The sequence below is a fragment of the Aquabacterium sp. genome, assembly GCF_041909175.1.
Lineage (GTDB): Bacteria > Pseudomonadota > Gammaproteobacteria > Burkholderiales > Burkholderiaceae_C > Aquabacterium.
The window spans coordinates 117,376-140,528 of the sequence record NZ_JAYRDZ010000006.1 but is presented as its reverse complement, the minus strand read 5'-3'; the positions used below and the strand labels follow the sequence as shown (position 1 = coordinate 140,528).

Here is a 23,153-nt window from a genome sequence, read left to right as displayed (position 1 = left end):
GATCAGGCTGGCACGGTGCTGGACTGCGTGGGCCAACCATGCAGGTGCGACTCGACCAGCGAGGCCAGCGCGCGGATCCAGTTCAGGTCATCGTTCAGGCAAGGTACGTAGTGAAATGCCTGGCCGCCTGAGCTCAGGAAGGCATCGCGGCCCTCCATGGCAATTTCTTCCAGCGTCTCGATGCAGTCGGACACGAAGCCCGGGCACAGCACATCCACCCGGGCAACGCGTTTCTTGCCCAGTTCGCGCAGACTCGGTTCGGTATAGGGCTGCAGCCAGGTGGCTTTACCGAAGCGGCTCTGGAAGGTGACCAGGTAGTCTTCCTTTTTCAACCCCAGGCGCAAGGCCAGCAAGTCTGCGGTTGCAAGACATTGGGCTTGGTAGGGGTCGCCCAGTTTGGCGGTACGTTCCGGCATGCCATGAAAGCTCATGAGCACCTTGTCAGGATGGCCGTTGCTCATCCAGTGGCGGCGTACAGACTGGACCAAGGCGTCGATGTAGCCCGCATCCTGGTGAAACTCGTTGATGTGACGAATTTCGGGGATGAACCGGGTGTGCTGTGCCCACTCATAGACCTTGTCCATCACACTGGCGGTAGTTGCGCCGCAGTACTGGGGGTAGAGAGGCACCACCAGCACCCGATGCACACCACAGGCCTTCAATTCGGTCAGCTGGGAGGCCAGGCTGGGGGAGCCATACCGCATGGCGTGGCGGATCACCACCGAGTGGCCGCGCTCGCCCATGAAGCCTTCCAGCAGCGTGGTCTGCTTTTCAGTCCAGGCGCGCAGCGGCGAACCCTGCTCGGTCCAGATGGATGCATATTTCTGTGCAGACTTGGCTGGACGCACCCGCAGGATGATGCCGTGCAGAATCGGCCACCACAATGCCTTCGGTAACTCGACCACCCGCGGGTCGCTCAGGAATTCAGCCAGATAGCGGCGCAAGGCTGCCGGCGTCGGTTCATCAGGTGTGCCGAGATTGACAAGCAGGATGCCCGTGCGACCGCTCTGTCCGGCTGCCAGTCGTGGTTCAGTGAGAAAGCTCATGGGTGCGCATTGTCGCGCTTTGCAGCCAACCCGCGAAGAATCGTGGTCACTTCCATGATGTCTATAGGCTTGGTCCAGTAGCCTGTGAACCCTGCAGCTTTGGCTCGGGCCAGATCGTCTGGCATCGCATCAGCGGAGCACATGAAGGCTGGCTTGCCGATCAGCGATGGGATGTCTCTACGCAGGGCATCAAAGACGTCGAAGCCACTCATTCCTGGAAGGTGGGCATCCAGTACCAGAACATCGGGCTCATGGGCTTGGGCCATCGCCAGGGCGGCCTCACCATCCTCGGCCACTTCCAGACAGATCTCGTTATAGGGACGCAAGGCCTCTTCAAACAGCATCGCGTTGATGCGGTTGTCTTCGACATAGAGGACGCGCAGGGCTTGAGTCATGTTGGGCGAAGCTGAGTGGACTGAGCTGGGCTCCATGGGCTTGGACGCTGGCTCCTGAAATTTCAATGAAACCAAGTCTGGGTGACGCTGCGATGATGCCAGTGGCAGGGCCACGGTTACCGAGGTGCCGTGGTCCACGGCGCTCTGGATTTCCAAACTGCCACCCATTGCCTCGACCAGCGAGCGTGTAATGATAAGACCGAGTCCGGTTCCTTCGACGGACGAAGTCTCTCGGCCAAGCCGCTCGAAAGGCTGGAAAAGACGAAGCAGGTCATCTGACGAGATGCCGTGCCCTGTGTCACTGACATGCAGCTGCAGGACATGTGGGCTGCTCGCCGCATCGACGTGGAAGTGCACCGTTCCGGAGGGGCGGTTGTATTTGATGGCGTTGGAGCCGAGGTTGACCAGCACCTGCCGCAGACGTTGCCGGTCTGCTATCACGGACAGGCCGTCAGGTACGTCGTTGTGCAGCACGACCTGCTTTTGGTCGGCCATCGGTTTGAGCATCCCGATCGTCTGCCTGACCTCGTCTGCCAGTTGCATCGGCTCCATGTGCAGCGTCAGCACACCAGCCTCTACTTTTTGCAGGTCGAGTACGTCGTTGATCAGCGCCATCAGATGATCGCCCGCCTGCAAGATTTGCTCGACAAACATCTTCTCTTTGGGCGACGCGCGCTCGCTGTCTTGCTTCAGTTGCAGCAGCTGGGCAAAGCCGGTGATCGCGTTGAGTGGTGTGCGAATCTCGTGACTCATGCGCGAGAGAAACTCGCTCTTGGCCTTGCTGGCCGCTACCGCCATTTGTTTGTCACGCATGACCTGTTCGGCCTGCTTGAGCAACGTGATGTCGGTGTGCGTCCCCACCACACGCAAAGGCCGGCCATCGCGGTCGCGGTTCATGATCTTGCCCCGCGACAGGATCCAGAGCGTCCGACCGTCCTTGTGCCCCATCCTGAATTCAGCCTGAAACAGGCCTTCACCGCGGGCGAGATAAGCATCCATTTCGGACAGGACGGCCGATTTGTCGTCTGGATGAATCAGCGATATGACCTGATCCAGTCGGCCGCCAATCTCATCATCCTCATAACCCAGCATGGCCTTGCCGCGGCTTGAGTAGTACATCTCGTTGGTGGCAACGTCCCAATCCCATACGCCATCACCGGCACCCTCGAGAGCAAATTTCCAGCGTTCTTCGCTCTGGGCCAGCGCCTGACTTGCACGGTGTGTCTGAGTCACGTCGCGGAAGGCCACCACGGCAGCAAAGGCCGGAGCGTCAGGACTGATGCGCAACAAGTGAGTTGATACGGTCACCCACAGCTGATCACCATCGGTTCGCCTCAGTGGATGAAGCTCGCCGTGGATGGCCTGGCCGGTGCGGATCGTCCGCATCAGAGGCCATTCATCCTTGGGCAAGGGCGTCACCAGGTCATCCTGAAGCAAGGGGTGATTTTCGAGGTCATCCATGGTGAGTTGCTCACCATCATTGGCTTGTACGCCCAGGATCTGGCAGCCGGCTGGGTTCAGCGCCACCACCTTGCCATCGAGCTGAACGACCATCAGGCCGTCGCTGATGGACGATGCCACCGACCTGTACAGCTCTTCGCTGACCCTCAACTGCTCGGCGGCCTCCATCCGGTCGGTCATGTCCCGGGTCAGGAAGAGCGTATGCCGGTCGGGCATGGGCGCAATGCGGGCCTCAAAGCGTCGGTATGAGTTGTCCTGTACGGTCAGGCTGTACTCGATGACCTGAGGTTCGCCTGTGGCATGCGCTTTCTGTATGGCTTGTCGGCACAGGCGCCCCACCTCTGGCGGCACCTCTGTCTCCAGTGGCTGCCCAACCAACTCTTCAAATGGTCTCACTAGCATGGGGTGGCCAACGTGACCTTCTACGTAGGTGCCTTCTGCGTCCAGCACAAACCACAGGTCGGGCAGGGCAGACAAGACCGCAGTGAGGCGACCTTGCGACTCCTGCAGGGCCTGCCGTTGCAAGGCCAGCGCCACCGCATTGCGCTTGCTCTCTGTGATGTCGATGAAGAAGTGCGACACGCCACCATCCGGCAGGCGTTGGTCGAATGCCAGGACCCAACCATCCTTCAACTGGATTTCATGAGCGCCAGGGTCGTCGACCATGTTCAAGCGCCATGCCAGAAATTCGGCCTCTCGCCCTTTCGCTTGCGGGTAAAGCCCGTTGGCAATGCAACGCTGGAGAATGTCTGGCCAGATTGTCTCCTGGGGATGGATGGTTGCACCAAACCTCTCCCGCCAGATGCGGTTGCACAAGGTAATTCGACCTTCAGCGTCCGAAATCATGACGCCGGCATGAAAAGACTCAATGGCCTGCCGGAGAATCAGATCAGCTTGTCGCCGTGATTGCTCCGCCAGATAAGACTCTGTGATGTTTCTGCTGGAGCCTCGGTAGCCTTTGAACTCGCCGGCTGTATTGAAAACAGGGGTCCCGCTGATATTGACAATGATGGGGCCACGAGACGTTTCGCGGTTCGCTATGGCATCACGAAACGGCTTCCTGTTGATGAATGCGGCCAGCCCCCTGTCCCACGATGGCTGGGTTTCGTCCTGCCGGCCGCGGTAAATGTCGGTGGCGTGCCTCCCCAGTTCGGCTTCGGGCGGTTCTCCGGTGTGTTGCAGCAAGCTGGTAGACACCCAGGTCACGGCGTTGTTGGTGTCCGTCTCCCACAGCCAGTCGGAACTGGTCAAACCGGCGGTTCTCACCCGTGCTTCTTGTGTACGGTGGCGCTGGATGCTGAGTTTGGCCTCGGCCAGTGCGCTGGCCATGCGCGCGAAGTCGTTCAGAACAGACTCCTCGGCATGGCTCAGTGTGCGCGCGTGGGTATCCACCACACAGACCGTGCCCAATGCATGGCCCTCAACCATGATGGGGGCGCCTGCATAAAAGCGCAGATTAAGAGGGGGTTGGGCCGCAGGGAAGGTGCGAAAGCCTGGGTCGTTCTGGGTGTCACCGATACAGAACGGTGCCCCTCTGGCTACGGTGGTAGCGCAGAAGGCCTCGCTACGAGGTATCTGCTTGAAGTCGGCGCCCGTTGCTGCCAAGACCCAGACCGTGTTTTCTGCGACCAGATTGACCATGCCAACCGGACAACCTAGCCGATCAGCCAGTTGCCTGGTCAGCGCCAGAAATGCGGGATCTACCTCTGCGTCGAGAAGTCGCGTCGCGAGCAGGGTAGATAGTCGCTCCTGTTCGTCGGGTGGCAGTGGGACGGCACTCATGCTGGAGGTTATCGGCATTTAGCGAGTGCACTGTACCTGATACAGGACAAGTACGGTATCCCGCTCAACACTGCGGCAGCGTATCCGAAAAGCTCAGCACTTCAAACTGAATTTGTGTCGCGGTCGGGTCGCTAGGAGGCGCACCCATGGATATCACCCCGCATCCATGCAGGGTGCAGGTGCCTCTGCGCAGTGTCAGGATCTGCTCGTCATGTTCGAACTTGACGTGCGTACCGTTGTAGCTCAGGTCTGTCAGGTAGATGTGGCCACTGTGCGATTCGATGCGTGCGTGAGAGCGAGATACCCTGGAGTCACTCACACAGAAAGAGGCCTGAGGGCTGCGCCCCAGCACCAGGGGCATGGCTGCTGTCGAAAAAATGCGTTCGTTGCCCAGCCAAGTCAGTCGAACCCCATCAGGCACGTCGGTCAGGGCCTCTTCGCCCATCATCATGGTCGACTCGGTGTCGCCAAAACGCTGGCTGTCCATGCGCAGCACGGGAACGGGATCCTTGCGGCCGCGCAGGTGCAGCCGATCCAGGCTACGGAATCGTTCCTGCTGCTCTGATGGCAGCTCCCGGATCAGGGGGCCGGTAGCCAGGGTCTCGTTGTCGCTGGCCAGGTCAATCAGGCGTGCAGCCACATTGACGGCATCGCCGAAGCAGTCGCCGTCCACCTCGACAATTTCGCCCCATGACAGCGCGACCTTGAGCTTCAATGCGGTGGCCTTGGTCGGGAGTCCCTCGCGCGGCAAAGGTGCCAGCTTTTCGAGGGAGTCCTGGGCACTGATTGCGGCGTCGACCGCGTACTCAGCCTGCTCAAAGACAGCCATCAACCCATCACCGAGTGTCTTGACAACCCGACCACCCTGGCGCGCTACGATCTGGCCGAGCAGGGCCAGGCTGTGGGTGACCACAGTGGCAGCTTCGCTGTTTCCCAGTCGCAGATACAGTGCGGTGCTGCCCCGAAGGTCGGCAAACATCACTGCACGTTCTTTGGTGTTTCCCATGGGGGCTATCTTGGCTCAGTAGAGGCCGGTCGGCGTGAAGAAGTGCACGTAATTCGGAGTGTATTTGCTAACGTATAAAAAAAGACAGCCCGGCGTGACCGGGCTGTCTGATTAATGAGACTGTAGCTAATGCTTACAGATTGTCGAGGTAAGTACGCAGCTTATCCGAGCGGCTGGGATGCTTGAGTTTGCGGATGGCCTTGGCCTCGATCTGACGAATGCGCTCACGCGTCACGTCAAACTGCTTACCGACTTCTTCCAGCGTGTGGTCGGTCGACATCTCGATGCCGAAGCGCATGCGCAGTACCTTGGCTTCCCTCGGGGTCAGGCTGTCCAGGATGTCCTTGACCACATCGCGCAAACCGGCCTGCATGGCGGCTTCGATGGGCGCGGTGTTGTTGGTGTCCTCGATGAAGTCGCCCAGGTGGCTGTCGTCGTCGTCACCGATCGGTGTTTCCATGGAGATCGGTTCCTTGGCGATCTTCATGATCTTGCGGACCTTGTCCTCCGGCATTTCCATCTTGGCAGCCAGCGTCGGGGCATCCGGCTCATAGCCGAATTCCTGCAGGTGCTGACGCGACAGGCGGTTCATCTTGTTGATCGTTTCGATCATGTGAACCGGGATACGGATGGTACGGGCCTGGTCGGCGATCGAGCGCGTGATGGCCTGACGGATCCACCATGTGGCGTAGGTCGAGAACTTGTAGCCGCGACGGTATTCGAACTTGTCCACTGCCTTCATCAGGCCGATATTGCCTTCCTGGATCAGATCCAGGAACTGCAGACCACGGTTGGTGTACTTCTTCGCAATCGAGATCACCAGACGCAGGTTGGCCTCGATCATTTCCTTCTTGGCGTCACGCGAGGCCTTTTCGCCCTCGTTCATGCGCTTGTTGATCGACTTGAGGTCTTCAATGGGCACAACGGCCTTGGCCTGCAGGTCGATCAGCTTTTGCTGCAACTCCTGGATGGCTGGCAGGCTGCGCCCCATCACGGCAGAGTAGGACTTGCCTGCGGTGGCTTCCTTCTCGGCCCACTTCAGGTTCAGCATGTTGGGCGGGAAGTTCTTGATGAACTGATCCTGGGCCATGCCGCACTTGTCGACCACGATCTTGCGCAGTTCGCGCTCGTAGCGACGCACGTCATCCACCTGGGAGCGCAGTACATCGCACAGGCGCTCAATGGTCTTGACCGTGAAGCGGATGGTCATCAGCTCGTCGCTGATGGCTTCCTGGGCCTTGTTGTAAGACGCCGACTTGTAGCCGTCCTTCTCGAAGGCCTTGGCCATCTTGTCGAAGTTGGTGCGCAAGAGGTCGAACTTGGCCAAGGCCTGGTTCTTCATCTCTTCAAGCTTCTTGCTCAGCGCCTTGGAGCCGCCTGCGCCGTCGTCGTCATCTTCTTCGTCGAATTCGTCGAAGTCTTCTTCAGCTACGTAATCGTCAGCTTCGTCTGCTGCGACAAAGCCATCCACCACGTCGGAGATCGGCAGTTCACCCGAGCGAATCTTGTCCGACAGCTCGAGGATTTCAGCGATGGTGGTAGGGGAGGCCGAAATCGCCAGCATCATGGCCTGCAGGCCACCTTCGATGCGCTTGGCAATTTCAATTTCGCCTTCACGGGTCAGCAACTCGACGGTGCCCATTTCGCGCATGTACATGCGCACCGGGTCGGTCGTGCGGCCGAATTCGGAGTCCACCGTGGACAGTGCGGCTTCAGCGGCTTCTTCGGCTTCTTCTTCGGTGGCCGTCGACTGGGCCGAGCCGGAAATCAGCAGCGTGGCAGCGTCAGGTGCCTGCTCGTACACGGCCACGCCCATGTCGTTCAACATGGAAATGATGGCCTCAAGGATTTCGGCTTCGACCAGCTTTTCGGGCAAGTGATCGTTGATTTCCTGGTGCGTCAGGAAACCACGCGTCTTGCCCATCTTGATGAGCGTCTTGAGCTCGTTGCGGCGTTTGGCCACTTCCTCTTCGGACAGGGCGGTTTCGTCGATGCCGAATTCGCGCATCAGTGCGCGTTCCTTGGCACGCGACACCTTCATGCGCAGCGGCTTGGCCTTGGGCTTGTCTTCTCCGCCTTCGTCGGCAGCATCGACCTCAGGCGATTCCGCTTCGCCTTCCAAATCGGACTCGATGTCGCCCATGTCGTCCTCGTCGAACGACTCCTTCTTGGCATCCTTCTTGGTCGTCGTCGTGGTCGTGTCTGCAGCCGCCTTGGGCTTGCGGCCGCGCTTCTTGGGCTCGGCAGGCGCACCCTCAGTGGCTTCAGCCTTGGCTACGCGGGTCTTGGCAGCCTTCTTCTCGCTGGCCTTGTCAATGGCGTCGCCAGTCAGTTCAGCGGTATCTGGGGTGCTTTTCGCGGTTTTCTTCGCGGTCATGCGGGTCCTCGAAAGATGGCAGGGAGCTTGTCGAACCCTCCATTATCCCTTAAAGATGGAGTGATCGTCAAAAATGAGCCTCATTTCGGCTCGATCAGGCTCCCAGGCCGGATACAGGGCGCATCCGGCTGATTTCCAGTTTTAGATTCAATGATTGCCGAATGAGTTCCCGTTTGCGGGCTTCGGCCGCTTCAGAAAGCTCCCCCGACTGGGTGAGCAGCTCCAATTCGTCGTTGAGCGCCTGGAGTTCAAATGGGCGGATCAGCCCGATCAGGTCGGATACTGATTCCTGCCCGGTCAGCACATCGTGAAACTGTTGAACGCGCTGCAACAGCGGGGCAAACCCTTCCGGGTCATCAAGCTCGGGCATGTCGGGCAATTCATCTTCGTGTGGCTGCGTACTCTCCTGCATGGCCTGGATCAGCTCGGGCTGTGCCAGAGGCCCCTGGTCGTGGATGAGCCGATCAAGCCAGCGGAAGAAGTCGCCATGGATGCCAGATTGCCCGCACAGGAGATCATGCAGGGCAGAAGGCAATTGCTCCCACAACTCACTGCGTGCCGTCAACATCCAGACGATGCGATCCATAGGGCGGGCTGCCTGCGGAAGCGGGCGTTGGGGCAGGGGGCTGCCTTTGCCTCGCCAGCGGTCTTGCCGATTCCATTTGCCCCCACCTTTACGCCAGCCTTTCTTGCCGCCACTGAAGCTGGAGGTGTCGCCATGGTCGATCGGTTCATAACTGCCACTGTCCGGTTCGCCATAAGGATAATCACCCCAATCCGGCTCTGTCCGTTCGTCGTGGGCCCGCTCTGCGCGGGCGTGTGCTGTCTGTGGCGCCCCACCGCGCAGGCGTTTGTGGACGTCGTCGTGTGACATGCGCGTCATGTCAGCCAGTTCATTGGCGATCTGGTCTCGCAGCACGCCTTCCGGCAGCAGTGCAATCAGAGGCAGAGCCTGCGCGAGCATTCGAGCACGGCCCTCTGCCGTATCCAGGTCACAGTCGCCCTTGGCATGTTCCAGCAGTTGTCTGGACAGGGGGACGGCTTTTTGCACACAGGCTTCAAATGCCTCCGGCCCGAACTCGCGGATATAGGAGTCCGGGTCGTGCTCAGCCGGCAAGAACAGGAAACTGACTCGGCGGGTATCGGTGGCATGGGGGAGGGAGGCTTCCAGGGCCCGACCCGCCGCACGTCGGCCGGCAGCGTCGCCATCAAAGCTGAACACCACTTGCTCAGTGAAGCGAAAGAGCTTGTGCACATGGTCCGCAGTGCATGCGGTTCCGAGTGTCGCCACCGCATTGCCAAACCCCCATTGCGCCAGTGCCACCACGTCCATATAGCCTTCGGTGACGATGGCGTAGCCTTTGCTGCGCAGGGCCTGACGTGCCTCGAACAGCCCGTAAAGCTCCCGCCCTTTGATGAAGACAGGTGTTTCCGGCGAGTTCAGGTATTTGGGTTCACCTTTGTCCAGTACGCGGCCGCCAAAGCCGATGATGTCCCCCTGCGGATTGCGAATGGGGAACATGATCCGGTCACGGAAGCGGTCATAACGCTTCGTTTCGCTCTCGTCGTGGCCCGGTTCGGCCTCGTGAACGATCACGAGGCCTGACTCAACCAGCAAAGGATCGTCATAGCGAGGAAAGACACTGGCCAGGCCACGCCAATTGTCCGGGGCGTAGCCCAGGGCAAAGCGGGCAGCAACCTCACCGGTCAGGCCTCGGCCTTTCAGATACTGGACAGCACGGGCACTGCCCTTGAGCTGCTTGCGCCAGTGCTGGCTGGCCTGCCCCAGTACATCGGTGATGGATCTTTGCTTTTCTTTCTGTATGCGCGCTTTTTCTCGATCCTCGGCCCGGATGTCATCATCAGGAACCTGCATGCCCTGCATCTGGGCCAGTTCCTTGACGGCTTCGACGAAGCCCAGGCCTGCATGTTCCATCAGGAAGCCCACTGCATTGCCGTGCGCGCCACAGCCGAAGCAGTGGTAGGTCTGCCGGCTGGGGCTGACGATGAAGCTGGGGGATTTCTCCCCGTGAAATGGGCACAGCCCCTTGTAATTGATGCCTGCTTTTTTCAGGGTGACATGGCGCCCAACGACATCAACGATGTCGCTGCGAGCCAGCAGATCCTGAATGAATGACGGAGGAATCACAAGGCAACAACACAGAGGAAAGACAACGGCCCCAACGCGATGGCGGTGGGGCCGTGGGTTTGCCAACGCGCCTGTGCGCGTCGGCCGATCAGGCTTGCAGGGCGCTCAGTGCTCGGGTGGTGATGTCATCCACCGACCCCACACCGCTGATCTTGGCATATTTTGGTGCAGCAGCGTCACCGGTTTCAGCCCACTTGGAGTAGTAGTCCACCAGCGGACGGGTCTGGCTATGGTAGACCTCTAGGCGCTTGCGGACGGTTTCTTCCTTGTCGTCGTCGCGCTGGATCAGTGGTTCGCCAGTCACGTCGTCCTTGCCTTCTGCCTTGGGCGGGTTGAAAACAACATGGTAGGTACGACCCGAAGCCACGTGAACACGGCGGCCGCTCATGCGTTCGATGATGGCGCTGTCCGGCACATCGATTTCCAGGACGTAGTCCAGGTTCACACCAGCAGCCTTCATGGCATCGGCCTGGGGAATGGTGCGGGGAAAACCGTCAAACAGGAAACCGTTGGCGCAATCAGCTTGGGCAATACGTTCCTTGACCAGGCCAATGATGATGTCGTCGCTGACCAGACCGCCAGCGTCCATCACTTTCTTGGCCGCGACGCCAAGTTCCGTGCCGGCCTTGACGGCTGCACGCAGCATGTCACCAGTCGAGATCTGCGGGATGCCGTATTTCTGGCACAGGAAGGTGGCTTGGGTGCCTTTTCCGGCGCCCGGTGCGCCCAACAGAATCAGTTTCATGGTTCTCCTCAATGTCCAACAGGGCCCTGCGCGCGGGGGGCGACCCAGGGCAATACAACCGTGGAGGATAGCACGCGCGTTACAAACGGTTCCGCAGGGCTTGTCCGCTTTACTGAACAGTTTTGACGTGTTAGGGTTTTCGCGTAAGGGTTGAGTCAGGGCTGTCAGCGGGCTGCAGCGATGATGGCGCGTACGCGCTCCAAGTCTTCGGGGGTGTCTACGCCGGGGCCGGGTACGGATGCCGATACATGGACAGCGATGCGCTCACCATGCCATAACACGCGCAGCTGCTCGAGTGATTCCGTGCTCTCCAGCGGGCTGGCAGACAGCTGGGGGAATTGGCGCAAGAAGCCAGCCCTGTAGCCATAAATGCCGATGTGGCGCAGTGGCGTGCCTGAGCCCGAGGCAGGGGTGCCTGGTACGGGCGCATCCCGCCACCATGGAATGGGGGCGCGAGAGAAGTACAACGCCCGACCGAGCGCATCCGTGACAACCTTCACCACGTTGGGGTTAGCAAAGTGTTCCGGTGCTTCGATGGCATGGGCGGCCGTGCTCATGACACAGTCAGGGCGCTCAGCCAGCGTGTCAGCGCAGGCATTGATGAGGCCTGGGTCCATCAGGGGCTCATCCCCTTGGACGTTGATCACCATGTCCTGCCCGTCCAGGCCAAGCTGCGCGCAGGCTTCTGCCAGGCGATCACTGCCGGTAGGGTGATCGGCACGGGTCAGCACACATGCGACACCGTGCGCGCGGCACGCATCCACAATGGCCGGCGTGTCGGTCGCCACGACCACTTGACGGGCCTTGCTCAGTGCTGCCCGCTGCGCTACGCGCACGATCATGGGCAGTCCGCCAATGTCGGCCAATGGCTTGTTGGGCAGGCGAGTGGAGGCCAGGCGCGCCGGGATCAGAACAGTGAAAGTCATGCGCGATCTGCCCCGGGTGCTGCAGGCTCGGCGGGCTGGCCGCTCAACAGTGCGGCAGCAGGCACGGCGTCATCTTGGTCCTCAATCTGGATCGCTTCGGCTTCCAGCATGATGGGGATGCCATCACGAACGGGAAAAGCTAGGCGGTCCGCGCGGCAAATCAGGCTGCTGCCTTGCGGGTCTCGCTGAAGCGGGCCCTTGCACAGTGGGCAAACGAGAAGTTCGTTCAATCGGGTATCCATAAGGTGTCTTTTCAGTGGTGTGTGCGACGCGGCAGGCGAGCCAGCGCCGAATCGAGTGCCTGCCAGAAACGGCTGTCAGGCTCCAAGTCTAGTGTGGCGACCCATATTTGGGTCATCGGCCTTTCCGCAGCCATCCGCGCAGGTTGAAGCTTGATGGCGTCCTTTTCCGTCACGATGAGGTGCTGCACCGTTGCCGGCCAGGGCAGGTCGGCAAAGTCTGTGTGATCGGGGCATGCGACCCCGTGCACACGGAAACCGAGTTGCGTCAATTGGTTGAAGAATTTAGGGGGGTGAGCAATACCAGCTACAGCCCAGACCTCTTCCTCGTGCGGCGGGCTGGCTGCCGCCGACCTGCCCGAAGACGTGTGGGACGGATACCACCATTCAGCCAAAGGTATGAAGCTGCCCAGCTTGCGGCTGGAGCCATAGCCGGTCAGGCCCGTACTCGGCTTGGTGGCGTTGTACAGAACGATCGGATCACAAGCCAATCCGTCAAGGGCGGCGGGCGAGAGGGGTTCCCGCAGGGGCCCTGCGGGCAGGAGCCAGCCATTGCCGGCACCACGCTCGTCAAAGACCACCACCTCTATGTCGCGGTGCAGGCGCAGGTGCTGGAGACCGTCATCACAGATCAGGATGTCGATGTCCGGATGGCTTTCCTTCAGCGCCTTGCCTGCTTGCACGCGGTTGCGCCCGATCATCATCGGCGCCTGAGTTCGGCGCCAGATCAGCATGGGTTCGTCGCCAACTTGCTCTACGCCCAGTTGCGACACCGTATGCTGATCAAGCAATGTCAGCTCCGACTGGCTTGCTGCATCACGACGGTAGCCACGGGTGAGCACCCCAGGATGCCAGCCCAGATCGCGCAGGTGCTGGATCAAGGCAATGGTCGCCGGGGTTTTGCCCGCGCCACCGACAATGCGGTTGCCCACGACCACCACCGGCAGGCCGGTATGGCCGGAGGTCAGCAGGCCCAGGCGAAAGGCCTGCCGTCGAAGCGTGACCAATGCCCACATCAATACAGAGAATGGTGCGAGGCACCAAGCGAGAGGCCCACGCCGCGACCAGCTGGAAACCAGTCGATCAGTGACGCCGCTCATATGGCCGGTGATGCGTTCAGGGTTGGCCCGTCACCGAAGCGCGGTCGTGCGCCTGGGTGGCGAATGTCAACTGCGTCAGCCCTGCACGACGCGAAGCGTCCATGACGTTGATCACGCTTTGATGGGTTGCCGAGGCATCGGCACTGACGACCACGACCACATCGGATTTACCCTGTGCACCGGCTTGCAGTGCAGCAGCCAGCAACTCGACGCTGCGTCCCTCGATGGCTTGGCCATCGACCAGATAGCGTCCATCTGCAGAAACGATGACCACCATTTCCTTGGGGCGCGCCTGAGGGATCTGCGCATTGGCCACGGGCAGATTGATCTTGATCTCGGTGAACTTGGCGTAAGTGGTCGTCAGCATCACGAAGATGAGCACGACCAGCAGCACGTCAATGAACGGAATCAGATTGATTTCGGGCTCTTCGCGCTGCCTGTCTCGAAAGTTCATCGCCACGATGCGTACTCCTGTAAACGTGGCATCTCAGCGACGTGCGCCGAGCAAGCGCAGGATGTGCGGCACCATGCGTTCGGCCGCTTGCTCCAGCCCCAGCGCATAGGCATCGACCTTGGCGCGGAAGTGGCGATAGAACGCCAGCGAGGGAATGGCCACAATCAGGCCGAACGCGGTGTTGTACAGCGCAACGGAAATGCCATGCGCCAATTCGAGTGGATTGCCGCCAGCGGTGCCGGTCGATGCACCCGAAGCACCGAAAATCTCGATCATCCCAACCACCGTTCCCAGCAAGCCCAGCAGAGGCGCTGCCGAGGCGATGGTGCCCAGTGCGTTCAGGTTGCGTTCCAGGTCATGAACCGCCTGGCGTCCGGAGGTTTCAAAGGCGCCGCGCAGATTGACTTCGGTGATTCGGTTGTCAGACGTGGCTGCGCGCAGACCGTCAGCCAGCACGGTACCCAGTGTGGAGTTTTCGGCCAGCTTGTCGATGGTGTCAGCAGGCGGCAACCCGGTTCGGGTGACCGTCATGACCTCTTCAAGCAGACGCGCTGGGGCCACGCGAGTTGGGCGCAGGGACATGAACCGCTCGATGATCAAGGCCAGGGCAACAATGGAGCAGATCAGGAGGGGCCAGATGGGCCAACCGGCCGCTTGTAAGATCGACAGCAACGAAAACTCCTGTGAACAACCCAAAAGGGGCTTGATGAAGGTCCTGCAAGTCTTTGATTATGGCTTTGAAAATGGCTATTTCAACGGCTGATGGCCTTGGGTTTGTATCAGGGTTTTCTTTGCGGGTTGTGCCAGCAGTCATCCACTGAATCTGTGGATAACTTTGTGGGTAAGCGGGTGAACGGCCTTGCGGAGCCCCGGAAAATCACGTGCTTCTACAGTTTGCTCAAATTTTGAGCAGAAAAAATACCAATAAAATCAATAACTTATGACATTGTTAAGGCTTTGTGACGTGGTTGTGGGCTGTTTGGGCCTGTATTGGCGCGCTTGTGGACTTCGCGCAGGCCGCTCAGCCTTGGCTGGCGCTGGTTTGCGCCTCACGAGGGGGGCAGCATGACAGCTTGGCGCGATGGAGGGCAGGGCGCCTCGGCGCGCGTGTGGGGCGTTTCGGCGCTGGTGCATGCCATTTCCGACAGTCTGGCCGTCAGGTTTTCCGACTGTGTCGTCCGCGGCGAAATCAGCGGTTTTACCCGTGCTGCCAGTGGGCATGGTTATTTCACTTTGAAGGATGCCCATGGCAATGCCTCCTTGCGGTGCGCCATGTTTCGCAGAGCGCTGTCTTTGGTGGATTTCCGACCAACTGAAGGCATGCTGGTGGAGGCCCGCGGCAATCTCGGGGTCTATGAGGCCCGGGGCGAGTTGCAGTTGGTGGTCGAAGAGCTGCATCAGGCGGGCGCTGGTGCCTTGTTCGAGCAGTTTCTCCGACTCAAGGCCAAGCTCGAAGCTGAAGGTTTGTTTGACGCTTCGCGCAAACGTCCGATACCACGCATCCCCCTCCGCGTGGCGGTGGTGACATCGCTGGGGGCTGCAGCACTGAGAGACGTGCTCACGGCTTTAGGTCGACGGGCGCCTCATGTTGAAGTGGTGGTCTTTCCGTGCTCGGTGCAGGGTGTCGAAGCGCCCGCCCAGATCGTTGACGCCATGGCCTCCATGGCTGCAGCGCATCGGGCCGGTCTGCCTTTCGATTCAGTCATCGTTTGTCGAGGTGGGGGCTCGATGGAGGACCTGTGGTCTTTCAATGATGAGCGTGTTGTGCGGGCCATCGTTGGGTGTCCGGTTCCCGTTGTCTGTGGTGTCGGGCATGAAACCGATGTAACCCTGGCTGATTTTGCTGCCGACTTGCGCGCCCCCACGCCCACTGCAGCAGCAGAATTGGTGGCGCAGGACCGTGCGCAATGGCTTCAAGCGCTGGAAGCCGCGGCGCAATTGATGTCCCACCGCGTCGGTGCGCGGCTGGACGGGCTGGCTCAGCGACTCGATCAGGTGGCCATGCAGTTGAGTCGACCGGCGCAGGCTGTGTCTCGGCATCGTCATGAGCTGGCGCTGGCGGAGCGACGCATGCATGGTGCCTGCTTGCGTCGCATCAGTCTGGCAACGCAGTCCACGAGCGCTCAGCAGGCCCGCTTGTGTCGCGCCGCGCCCAGCCGGGTTAATCTGGCCGAGCAGCGATTGGCCGGGTGGGCTGGTCGCCTGGAGGCGCTGTCGCCACAACGGGTTCTCGAGCGAGGCTATGCCTGGCTCAGTGATGACGCAGGGCAACCTATCTGCAGTGTCACGCAAGCGTCGGTGGGGCAGGGCGTGCAAGCCGTGCTGGCAGATGGTCGATTGGGTATGACGGTGTCGCGGAAACCCGACGAGGATGGGATCAAGGGCGGTTGAGCACCCTTCGGTCCAGCTTGGTTTTTCCATGCTTGCGGCGTGGATCAATAGCTCGTGCCTACAATCAGATCGGTTTCTTACCCATTCCAATCAACAGGATTCGCACCATGGCACATACGCTTCCTCCTCTGCCTTACGCACAAGACGCACTGGCCCCCCACCTGTCGAAGGAAACTTTCGAGTACCACTACGGCAAGCATCACCAGGCTTATGTCACCAACCTGAACAATCTGATCCCGGGCACCGAGTTTGAGAACATGGCCCTTGAAGACATCGTCAAGAAGTCCAGCGGCGGTGTCTACAACAATGCAGCCCAGATCTGGAACCACACTTTCTTCTGGAGCTGCATGAAGCCCAACGGTGGTGGTGCACCCTCTGGCGCCCTGGCTGACGCCATCAATGCCAAGTTCGGCAGCTTCGATGCCTTCAAGGAAGCCTTCACCAAGTCTGCTGTCGGCAACTTCGGTTCTGGCTGGACGTGGTTGGTCAAGAAGGCCGACGGCAGCGTGGACATCGTGAACATGGGCCCTGCAGGCACCCCGCTGACCACCGGCGACAAGCCACTGCTGACCGTCGACGTGTGGGAACACGCCTACTACATCGACTACCGCAACGCTCGCCCCAAGTTCGTTGAAGTTTTCCTTGGCAGCCTGGTCAACTGGGCTTTTGCCGAACAGAACTTCGCCTGAACGCGGATCCAGCCGCAATCAGATAAAGCCGGGTTTGTCCCGGCTTTTTTCTTGTCCGAAAAGGTGGCACACCTCATCCAATGGGCAGGTTTGTCCCACGAAATCCGATGGCATCGGCACAAAAAAGGAATCGGTGGTAAAGTCCAGCGTGTTTGTTACGTACCGTTGATGAGCGAGCTGACGCATCGGCTTGGGCTCATTGAGGTCGTCGCAATCCGCTAATCGGTGAAGCCGTGTCGCGGAAGGTTTATCAACCAGCCAATACCCTGGGAAACCCGGGAGTGAGGTGAGCGAAATGATGCAGCAATTCAGGTCGAACTCGTACCTGTTTGGGGGTAATGCCCCGTATGTCGAAGAGTTGTATGAGTCCTATCTCAACAACCCAGGCTCGGTCCCAGACAACTGGCGTGCCTACTTCGATGCCCTCCAGAACGTACCCGCAACGGACGGCACTGACCACCGAGATGTCGCTCACGCGCCCGTGATCGAGTCCTTTGCTCAGCGCGCCAAGGCCAACGCCTTCATGGTCAAGACCAGCTCCGCTGATCTGGCTGTGGCCCGCAAGCAGGTTCACGTCCAGTCCCTGATCGCTGCCTATCGCTTCCTCGGCTCCCGCTGGGCTGACCTTGACCCGCTCAAGCGCACCGAGCGTCCCAAGATCCCCGAACTCGAACCCTCCTTCTACGACTTCTCCGAGTCGGACATGGAGATCACTTTCAGCGCCACCAACACCTACTTCACCAAAGCGGAGCACATGACGCTGCGCGAAATCGTGAAGGCGCTGCGTGAAACGTACTGCGGCAGCATTGGTGCCGAGTACATGCACATCACCGATCCGACGGAAAAGCGCTGGTGGCAAGAACGCCTTGAGAGCGTTCGCTCCAAGCCCACTTACACGTCGGACAAGAAGAAGGCCATTCTGGATCGCCTCACGGCAGCCGAAGGCCTGGAGCGCTTTCTCCACACCAAGTATGTGGGCCAAAAGCGCTTCTCGCTGGAAGGTGGCGAGAGCTTCATCGCCGCCATGGACGAACTGATCCAGCTGGCCGGCATCAAGGGTGTCCAGGAAATCGTGATCGGCATGGCCCACCGCGGTCGCCTGAACGTGTTGGTCAATACCCTGGGCAAGCAGCCCAAGGATCTGTTCCAGGAATTCGAGCACACCGCACCGGAAGACCTGCCTGCTGGTGACGTGAAGTACCACCAGGGCTTCAGCTCCGACGTGACGACAGCCGGCGGCCCTGTTCACCTGTCGCTGTCTTTCAACCCGTCTCACCTGGAAATCGTGAACCCGGTGGTGGAAGGCTCGGTCCGTGCCCGTATGGACCGCCGTGGCGACCACCGCGCGGATCAGGTTCTGCCTATCCTGGTGCACGGCGATGCGGCCTTTGCCGGTCAAGGTGTCAACCAGGAAACCCTGGCGCTGGCGCAGACCCGTGGTTACACCACGGGCGGCACCGTGCACCTGATCATCAACAACCAGATCGGCTTCACGACGTCGGACCCTCGCGATCTGCGCTCCACGCTGTATTGCACCGACATCGTCAAGGGCGTGGAATCGCCCGTCCTCCACGTCAATGGTGATGATCCTGAAGCCGTGGTCTTCGCGACGCAGCTGGCCTTGGAATACCGCATGGCCTTCCGCAAGGACGTGGTGGTGGACATCGTCTGCTTCCGCAAGCTGGGCCACAACGAGCAGGACACCCCGGGGCTGACGCAGCCGCTGATGTACAAGAAGATTGGCATGCACCCTGGCACCCGCAAGCTCTACGCAGACAAGTTGAGCGCGCAAGGTCTGGGCGACACGCTGGGCGACGACATGGTCAAGGCCTACCGTGCAGCCATGGACGAAGGTCGCCACACCATCGACCCGGTGCTCACCAACTTCAAGAGCAAGTACGCGGTTGACTGGACCCCCTATCTGGGCAAGAAGTGGACGGACAGTGCCGATACGGCCATTCCGTTGGCCGAGTGGAAGCGTCTGTCCGAGCGCCTGACCACGCTGCCTGAGTCGATCACGCCGCACCAACTGGTCAAGAAGGTGTATGCCGATCGCGCTGCGATGGGTCGTGGTGAGATCAATGTGGACTGGGGCATGGGCGAGCACATGGCATTTGCTTCGCTGGTCGCCTCCGGTTACCCGATTCGCCTGTCTGGTGAAGACTGCGGTCGCGGTACCTTTTCCCACCGCCACGCCGTGATCCACGATCAGAACCGCGAGAAGTGGGATGAAGGTACCTACATCCCGCTGCAGAACGTGGCTGACAACCAGGCTCCGTTCGTCGTCATCGACTCCATCCTGTCTGAAGAGGCTGTGCTGGCATTCGAATACGGCTATGCTGGCTCCGACCCCAATAGCCTGGTGATCTGGGAGGCGCAGTTTGGTGACTTTGCCAACGGCGCCCAGGTCGTGATCGACCAGTTCATCGCCTCGGGTGAGGTGAAGTGGGGCCGTGCCAACGGTCTGGTCATGATGCTGCCGCACGGCTATGAAGGCCAGGGCCCGGAGCACAGCTCGGCTCGTCTGGAGCGCTTCATGCAATTGGCGGCCGACAACAACATGCAGATCGTGCAGCCGACTTCGGCCAGCCAGATCTTCCACGTGCTGCGTCGCCAGATGGTTCGCATGTTCCGCAAGCCGCTCGTGCTGATGACGCCCAAGTCGCTGCTGCGTAACAAGGACGCCACATCGCCGATTTCCGAGTTCACCAAGGGTGAGTTCCGCACGGTGATCGGTGAAGTGGACGAAACAATCGACGCATCGAAGGTCAAGCGTCTGGTGGCCTGCTCGGGCAAGGTCTATTACGACCTGGTCAAGAAGCGTGCAGAGAAGAAGGCAACCGACGTGGCCATCGTCCGTGTCGAGCAGTTGTACCCCTTCCCGCACAAGGCTTTCGCCACGGAATTGAAGAAGTATCCCAACCTGAGCGAGTTGGTGTGGTGTCAGGACGAGCCGCAGAATCAGGGTGCCTGGTTCTTCGTTCAGCACTACATCCACGAGAACATGGTTGAAGGGCAGAAGTTGGGTTATGCCGGGCGCCCCGCATCGGCATCTCCTGCAGTGGGTTACGCCCACCTGCACCAGGAGCAGCAAAAGGCGCTGCTCGACCAAGCCTTTGCCAAACTCAAAGGCTTCGTTCTCAACAAGTAAAGGTCATTGCAGACCCTGCCGGTCTCATTGACTGGTCGCGAGCGGAGGGCGCAGCCCTCCAGCCCGACCGGCTTGTGAAGGCAGGGACTGCTCCAGGAGATACAACATCATGGCAATCGTTGACGTCAAAGTTCCCCAGCTGTCCGAATCCGTGGCTGAAGCCACCTTGCTGCAATGGAAGAAAAAGCCCGGCGAGGCTGTTGCAGCGGACGAAATCCTGATTGAAATCGAGACCGACAAGGTCGTGCTCGAAGTGCCGGCGCCCAGCGCTGGCGTGCTGTCCGAGTTGGTCGTGGCTGACGGTGGGACCGTTGTGTCCGACCAGGTCATCGCCAAGATCGATACCGATGGCAAGGTGGGTGCCGCCGCTGCTCCGGCAGCTGCAGCAGCACCGGCTGCTGTGGCGGCCGCTGCCCCTGTTGCTGCGCCAGCTGCTGGCGGCAACAAGGGTGATATCGCGATGCCTGCAGCCGCCAAGCTGCTGGCTGACAACGGTCTGAGCGCCTCGCAAGTGGCTGGCTCCGGCAAGGATGGCCGCGTGACCAAGGGTGACGTGCTGGCTGCGGTGGCAGCGGGCGCCACCAAGCCTGCGGCCCCCGCTGCAGCCATCCCCACGGGTGTGCCGACTACGTCGCTGCCCGCCGTTGACGCACCGGTTGGTGGCACCAACCTGGCAGACCGTCCGGAACAACGCGTGCCCATGAGCCGTCTGCGTGCGCGTGTGGCTGAGCGTCTGCTGCAGTCGCAAGCGACCAACGCCATCCTGACCACGTTCAACGAAGTGAACATGGCGCCAGTGATGGACATGCGCAAGAAGTTCCAGGAAAAGTTCGAGAAGGAACACGGCGTCAAGCTGGGTTTCATGAGCTTCTTCGTGAAGGCCGCCGTGCATGCGCTGAAGAAGTACCCCGTGCTGAACGCATCGGTCGACGGGAATGACATCGTCTACCACGGCTACTTCGATATCGGCGTGGCTGTCGGTTCTCCTCGCGGTCTGGTGGTGCCTGTGCTGCGCAATGCCGACCAAATGACTTTCGCCGAAATCGAAAAGAAGATTGCCGAATTTGGCGTGAAGGCACGTGATGGCAAGCTGGGCATCGAAGAGATGACTGGCGGTACCTTCTCCATCTCGAATGGCGGTGTGTTCGGCTCCATGCTGTCCACCCCCATCATCAACCCACCGCAGTCGGCCATCCTGGGCGTTCACGCCACCAAGGAACGCCCTGTGGTTGAAAACGGTCAGATCGTGATCCGCCCGATCAACTACCTGGCCATGTCGTACGACCACCGCATCATCGACGGCCGCGAAGCCGTGCTGGGCTTGGTCGCCATGAAGGACGCGCTGGAAGATCCGGCTCGCCTGCTGTTCGACATCTAAGCACAACAGTTTTTTGCGGCCGGGCGGGCCTCACAAGGGCCCGTTCGGACCAGCAATTTGACCGAAAGTCCACACCATGCCCCTGGCCGATGAGCTCGAACGCCTCAATGCCCTGCGACAGCAGGGTGCATTGACGGAAGACGAGTTTCAGCAAGCCAAGACCCGGTTGTTGCAGGGCACCGAACTCAGCGGTGCTCTCAGCCAGGTCAACCGACTCCGTCGTTCAAAAGGCGACCGGTGGGTCGGAGGGGTTTGTGGTGGGGTCGCCCGCTTGACGGACATCGAGTCCTGGGTGTGGCGTCTCGCTTTCGTGTTGTTGGCCTTGTTCTGGGGTTCAGGTTTCCTGCTCTACATCCTGCTGTGGATCTTCGTGCCTGACGAGTGATTCCGGTCTAACTGTCCAATACCATCATGTCCAATCAATTTGACGTCATCGTCATCGGCGGCGGCCCCGGTGGCTACATTGCAGCCATCCGCGCTGCGCAACTGGGCTTCAAGGTGGCCTGTATCGACGAATGGAAGAATGCCAAGGGCGGCGCGGCCCCCGGCGGCACCTGCACCAACGTCGGCTGCATCCCATCCAAGGCTTTGCTGCAATCCTCGGAGCATTTCGAGCAGGCGTCGCATCACTTTGCAGACCATGGCATCACCGTGGAAGGGCTGCAGATGGATGTGGCCAAGATGGTTGCCCGCAAAGATGGCGTCGTGAAGCAGAACAACGACGGCATCCTGTACCTGTTCAAGAAGAACAAGGTGACCTTCTTCCACGGCCGTGGCTCGTTTGTCAAAGCTGCTGATGGTGTGTACGAAGTGGCCGTGGCCGGTGAAAAGGCCGAGTCGCTGACAGGCAAGCACATCATCGTGGCGACAGGCTCCAGCGCACGTCAACTGGCTGGAGCCGAGTTCGACGAGAAGCAGATCCTGTCGAACGAGGGCGCACTGAACATCGATGCAGTTCCCAAGAAGCTCGGCGTGATTGGCTCTGGCGTGATCGGCCTCGAAATGGGCTCGGTCTGGCGTCGCCTGGGCTCGGACGTGACCATCCTCGAAGCCATGCCGGCTTTCCTCGGCGCGGCAGATGAGCAGGTGGCGAAAGAAGCTCAGAAGCAGTTTGCCAAACAGGGTCTGAAGATCCAGTTGAGCGTCAAGATCAGCGACATCAAGAAGGCCAAGAAGGGCGTGACCGTGGCTTACACGGATGCCGCTGGCGCAGAACAGAAGCTCGAGTGCGACAAGCTGATCGTCTCGATCGGCCGCGTGCCCAACACCACCGGACTGAACACCGAGGCCGTTGGCCTCAAGCTGGATGAACGCGGTGCCATCGTGGTGGACGGCGAGTGCAAGACCAATCTGCCCAATGTGTGGGCCGTGGGCGACGTGGTGCGTGGCCCGATGCTCGCGCACAAGGCAGAAGAAGAGGGTGTGGCCGTGGCCGAGCGTATCGCTGGTCAACATGGTCACGTCAACTTCGACACCATCCCTTGGGTGATTTACACCAGCCCGGAGATCGCTTGGGTCGGCAAAACCGAACAGGCGCTGAAAGCGGAGGGCCGGCCCTACAAGGCCGGTTCCTTCCCCTTCATTGCGAACGGCCGCGCCCGTGCGCTAGGTGATACCACCGGTTTCGTGAAATTCATTGCAGATGCAGCTACCGATGAAATCCTCGGTGTGCATATCATTGGCCCATTCGCCAGCGAATTGATCTCCGAGGCTGTGGTGGCCATGGAGTTCAAGGCGAGTGCCGAAGACATCGCCCGCATCTGCCACGCTCACCCAAGCCTGAGCGAAGCCACCAAGGAAGCAGCGCTCGCGGTTGACAAGCGCACCTTGAACTTCTGAGTCTGTTTTCTGGCAGACTGCGACA

At 60.2% G+C, this 23,153-nt stretch carries 18 protein-coding genes; 7 read left to right on the top strand and 11 right to left on the bottom strand.

Annotation, left to right across the window (positions count from 1 at the left end; genetic code table 11):
• Positions 1 to 2: 2 nt before the first annotated feature.
• The 11 genes from hemH to ACE3PH_RS10520 form a co-directional block, all read right to left on the bottom strand.
• Entirely contained in the window at positions 3 to 1,046 is a 1,044-nt protein-coding gene (hemH, locus tag ACE3PH_RS10570; RefSeq protein ID WP_374318674.1) for a ferrochelatase, read from the bottom strand.
• On the bottom strand, positions 1,043 to 4,684 hold the full coding sequence (locus tag ACE3PH_RS10565; protein ID WP_374318672.1) for a PAS domain S-box protein: 3,642 nt from the start codon (positions 4,682 to 4,684) through the stop codon (positions 1,043 to 1,045). The genes hemH and ACE3PH_RS10565 overlap by 4 nt, the downstream gene beginning before the upstream one ends.
• 64 nt (positions 4,685 to 4,748) lie before the next feature.
• A complete protein-coding gene (locus ACE3PH_RS10560; protein WP_374318670.1) occupies positions 4,749 to 5,690 on the bottom strand; it encodes an FHA domain-containing protein in 942 nt (313 codons plus the stop codon).
• A gap of 133 nt (positions 5,691 to 5,823) precedes the next feature.
• Positions 5,824 to 8,067 carry an RNA polymerase sigma factor RpoD gene (gene rpoD / locus ACE3PH_RS10555; protein WP_374318668.1) on the bottom strand — a complete coding sequence of 748 codons (2,244 nt, stop codon included), beginning with the start codon at positions 8,065 to 8,067 and terminating at the stop codon, positions 5,824 to 5,826.
• Between the two features lie 94 nt (positions 8,068 to 8,161).
• Positions 8,162 to 10,216, bottom strand: coding sequence for a DNA primase (gene dnaG / locus ACE3PH_RS10550; RefSeq protein ID WP_374318666.1), 2,055 nt, complete (start codon positions 10,214 to 10,216; stop codon positions 8,162 to 8,164).
• An 88-nt stretch (positions 10,217 to 10,304) separates the two neighbouring features.
• Complete coding sequence (gene adk, locus ACE3PH_RS10545; RefSeq protein WP_374318664.1) at positions 10,305 to 10,961, bottom strand: adenylate kinase; 657 nt, start codon at positions 10,959 to 10,961, stop codon at positions 10,305 to 10,307.
• A gap of 164 nt (positions 10,962 to 11,125) precedes the next feature.
• Positions 11,126 to 11,887: a 3-deoxy-manno-octulosonate cytidylyltransferase gene (kdsB, locus tag ACE3PH_RS10540; RefSeq protein WP_374318662.1), complete on the bottom strand. Its 762-nt coding sequence runs from the start codon at positions 11,885 to 11,887 to the stop codon at positions 11,126 to 11,128.
• Positions 11,884 to 12,129, bottom strand: a complete 246-nt coding sequence (locus ACE3PH_RS10535; protein ID WP_374318660.1) for a Trm112 family protein — start codon at positions 12,127 to 12,129, stop codon at positions 11,884 to 11,886. Before ACE3PH_RS10535 ends, kdsB begins: the two co-directional genes overlap by 4 nt.
• 11 nt (positions 12,130 to 12,140) lie before the next feature.
• Positions 12,141 to 13,226, bottom strand: a complete 1,086-nt coding sequence (gene lpxK / locus ACE3PH_RS10530; RefSeq protein ID WP_374318658.1) for a tetraacyldisaccharide 4'-kinase — start codon at positions 13,224 to 13,226, stop codon at positions 12,141 to 12,143.
• Positions 13,227 to 13,242: 16 nt separating this feature from the next.
• Positions 13,243 to 13,680, bottom strand: a complete 438-nt coding sequence (locus tag ACE3PH_RS10525; protein ID WP_374319004.1) for an ExbD/TolR family protein — start codon at positions 13,678 to 13,680, stop codon at positions 13,243 to 13,245.
• A 33-nt stretch (positions 13,681 to 13,713) separates the two neighbouring features.
• On the bottom strand, positions 13,714 to 14,262 hold the full coding sequence (locus ACE3PH_RS10520; RefSeq protein ID WP_374318656.1) for a MotA/TolQ/ExbB proton channel family protein: 549 nt from the start codon (positions 14,260 to 14,262) through the stop codon (positions 13,714 to 13,716).
• Here ACE3PH_RS10520 and ACE3PH_RS10515 point away from each other — a divergent pair.
• The 7 genes from ACE3PH_RS10515 to lpdA all read left to right on the top strand — a co-directional run bounded on the left by ACE3PH_RS10515 (position 14,261) and on the right by lpdA (position 23,128).
• Positions 14,261 to 14,443 (top strand): hypothetical protein, encoded by a 183-nt coding sequence (locus tag ACE3PH_RS10515; RefSeq protein ID WP_374318654.1) that lies wholly within the window; start codon positions 14,261 to 14,263, stop codon positions 14,441 to 14,443. The two genes, ACE3PH_RS10520 and ACE3PH_RS10515, sit on opposite strands and share 2 nt — an antisense overlap.
• 302 nt (positions 14,444 to 14,745) lie before the next feature.
• Positions 14,746 to 16,071, top strand: coding sequence for an exodeoxyribonuclease VII large subunit (gene xseA, locus ACE3PH_RS10510; protein ID WP_374318651.1), 1,326 nt, complete (start codon positions 14,746 to 14,748; stop codon positions 16,069 to 16,071).
• A gap of 107 nt (positions 16,072 to 16,178) precedes the next feature.
• Positions 16,179 to 16,760 carry a superoxide dismutase gene (locus ACE3PH_RS10505; protein WP_374318649.1) on the top strand — a complete coding sequence of 194 codons (582 nt, stop codon included), beginning with the start codon at positions 16,179 to 16,181 and terminating at the stop codon, positions 16,758 to 16,760.
• A gap of 295 nt (positions 16,761 to 17,055) precedes the next feature.
• The gene (locus ACE3PH_RS10500) at positions 17,056 to 19,911 is read left to right on the top strand and encodes a 2-oxoglutarate dehydrogenase E1 component (RefSeq protein ID WP_374318647.1); all 2,856 of its coding nucleotides are present in this window, start codon (positions 17,056 to 17,058) and stop codon (positions 19,909 to 19,911) included.
• Between the two features lie 109 nt (positions 19,912 to 20,020).
• The gene (gene odhB / locus ACE3PH_RS10495; protein WP_374318645.1) at positions 20,021 to 21,289 is read left to right on the top strand and encodes a 2-oxoglutarate dehydrogenase complex dihydrolipoyllysine-residue succinyltransferase; all 1,269 of its coding nucleotides are present in this window, start codon (positions 20,021 to 20,023) and stop codon (positions 21,287 to 21,289) included.
• Between the two features lie 76 nt (positions 21,290 to 21,365).
• A complete protein-coding gene (locus ACE3PH_RS10490) occupies positions 21,366 to 21,674 on the top strand; it encodes a PspC domain-containing protein (RefSeq protein ID WP_374318643.1) in 309 nt (102 codons plus the stop codon).
• Between the two features lie 26 nt (positions 21,675 to 21,700).
• Positions 21,701 to 23,128 carry a dihydrolipoyl dehydrogenase gene (gene lpdA, locus ACE3PH_RS10485; protein WP_374318641.1) on the top strand — a complete coding sequence of 476 codons (1,428 nt, stop codon included), beginning with the start codon at positions 21,701 to 21,703 and terminating at the stop codon, positions 23,126 to 23,128.
• The last annotated feature ends 25 nt before the right edge of the window (positions 23,129 to 23,153 follow it).